This is a genomic window from Alcanivorax sp. HI0083, from assembly GCF_001635175.1.
Genome location: NZ_LWFX01001546.1, coordinates 1 through 2,527, shown reverse-complemented (window position 1 = coordinate 2,527; position 2,527 = coordinate 1). Strand labels below are relative to the sequence as shown.

At 55.3% G+C, this 2,527-nt stretch carries 3 protein-coding genes; all 3 read left to right on the top strand.

The window, feature by feature from the left end; genetic code table 11:
• Positions 1-387 (top strand): ATP-binding cassette domain-containing protein (locus tag A3754_RS23195; RefSeq protein ID WP_156497171.1); only part of this gene is annotated, 387 nt, incomplete at its 5' end.
• Positions 374-1,081: an ABC transporter ATP-binding protein gene (locus A3754_RS23190; protein ID WP_063521468.1), complete on the top strand. Its 708-nt coding sequence runs from the start codon at positions 374-376 to the stop codon at positions 1,079-1,081. The genes A3754_RS23195 and A3754_RS23190, both read left to right, overlap by 14 nt.
• A gap of 92 nt (positions 1,082-1,173) precedes the next feature.
• Positions 1,174-2,358, top strand: coding sequence for an ABC transporter substrate-binding protein (locus tag A3754_RS23185; protein WP_063521467.1), 1,185 nt, complete (start codon positions 1,174-1,176; stop codon positions 2,356-2,358).
• Positions 2,359-2,527 lie beyond the last annotated feature (169 nt).

The window sequence follows — 2,527 nt, the reverse complement described above, 5'->3', positions numbered from 1 at the left end:
GCCCGGGCCCAGAAAGTGCTGGATTTTGTCGGCCTGTCTCACATCGGTCATCGCATTACCGCGGATATCAGCCAGGAAGAGAAAAAGCGCGTGGCATTTGCGCTGGCACTGGCAACGGATCCGGAGCTGGTGCTGCTGGATGAGCCGGCAGGCGGGATCAACCCGGAAGAAACGGAAAACCTGGCGGCCTTGATTCGCAAGATGGTGGATCACGGTGTCACGGTCTGCCTGATTGAGCACAAGATGGACATGATCATGAGCCTGGCGGACAAGATCATGGTGATCGACCACGGTGAAAAAATTGCCGAAGGCACGCCGGATGAAGTGAAAAACAATCCGTTGGTGATCGAAGCCTATCTGGGGAGTGATGAAGATGCTGCAGCTTAATAACGTGGAAGCCCGTTACGGCAGTTTCAAGGCGCTGGAGCAGGTCTCCATGTCCGTGGAGCAGGGCGAACTGGTGGTGCTGTTAGGCGCTAACGGCGCAGGAAAAAGCACGTTGTTCAATACCATCAGCGGGCTGATCAAGCCATCGGCGGGCACCATTACCCTGGATGGCACCGATGTCACCGGCCTGAAACCGTCGGGTCTGGTGCGCAATGGCGTGGTGCAGTGTCCGGAAGGGCGCAAGCTGTTTCCGGAAATGTCGGTGTTGAAAAACCTGATGCTGGGCGCCTATGTGCATCGTCGCAACAAGGCGGAGATCAAGAAGACACTGGAAGAAATTCTGGCGCTGTTTCCGATTCTCGATGAAAAAAAGGACCAGTCTGCCGGGTCTCTCAGTGGTGGTCAGCAGCAAATGGTGGCCATTGGCCGCGCCATGATGGGCCGCCCGAAAGTGTTATTGCTGGATGAGCCCTCGCTGGGTCTGGCGCCCCTGGTGGTCAAGCAGATGTTTGAAACCATCAAGGGCATCAACGAGCAGGGCACCACGGTTTTGCTGGCGGAGCAGAATGCCTTCGCCGCACTCAAGATTGCCCACCGTGCCTATGTGATCGAAAACGGTCGCCTGGTCATGGAGGGTGATAAAGACGCAATGCTGGGTAACGAAGCCATTCGCAAGGCCTATATCGGCGCGTAATTGTTATCCGGTAGCAGCGTGTGCGCTACAACATAATCAATTGCTACAACACAAGACTCACGGTTTGAGCAAAACAACAACGGGAGAGTTTCATGGGTAACGGAAAACAGACTCTGGTCAAAACCTTTCGCAAGCTGGCCTGTGCCAGCGCAATCGCCCTGGCAGCCACGGGCGCGCAGGCGGCAGAAGAGGTCAATATCGGTTTCACCGGGCCTTTGAGTGGTGGTGCGGCGTTATACGGCCAGAACACCCTGGAAGGTTTGCAGATGGCTGCAAAGGAAATCAACGAAGCCGGTGGTTTTACCGTCGCTGGCGAGACCTACGAGATCAACCTGGTGTCGCTGGATGACAAGTATTCGCCCAGTCAGGCAGCGGTGAACGGCAAGCGGCTGGTGCAGCAGTACAGTGCGCCGGTGATTTTTACGCCGCACTCCGGCGGCACCTTTGCACTGCAAGCGTTCAACGAACGCGATGGTTTTGTGGTGATGTCGTACACCTCGGTGCCCACGGTGACAGAGAAAGGCAATGAGCTGACCGTACGGATTCCGCCCACCTTTACCGGTTACATGAAGCCGTTTACCAAAATCGCCATGAAGGAAAACGGCAAGAAAGTGGCTGTGGCCAACGCCACCCACGACTATGCGAAATACTGGACCAAGGCCTTTGTTCCCACCTGGGAAGCCATGGGCGGTACCGTGGTGGCGGATAACCCGATGGACTACAACAAATCTGCGGATTTCTACACCGGTGTGAGCAAGGTGCTGGCGGAGAAACCGGATGTGATGTTCATTGGTGGTGCGTCCGAACCCACCGCGCTGGTGGCGAAACAGGCTCGTGAATTGGGTTTCAAGGGTGGTTTCGTGATCATGGACCAGGCCAAGATGGGGGAAATGTCCAAGATCATCGGTGGCTACAAAATGCTGGAAGGGTCCGTGGGTGTGGTGCCGCTGACACGTTATGAAGAGCCGGGTGCCAAGGCGTTTGTGGCCAAGTATCACAAGCAGAACGCGGAGAAGGACCCGACCACTGAAGTGGCCTATAACTACTTCGCTTTGTACACGGTGGTTCAGGCCATGCAGGAAGCCGGTACCGTTGAAGATGCCAAGGCAATTCGTGGCGCTTTCGGTGCGGCGCTGAAGAACCTGAAGCCGGAGAATAATCCTTACGGTGTGACGGCAATTGATGACAAGGGCGGCATGATGGCTGATCCGAATATCGCCACCGTGAAAAATGGCGAAGTGGTATTGCAGCGCATGTCTGAAGTGCTGGCTGAATAAGCCGTTATCACGAAAGCGGGGCGCCAGGCGCCCTGTTTTTCGGCCCCTTTTAAATAATGAAATTATGTTCCGAAATAATTGAAACCAGCTTGTCTTTGCTTATACTGGTATCAATCTGATCCTTTCCAGTGCGGCCCGTTAACAGGGCTGGCGCTGCCTTTTACGCCGT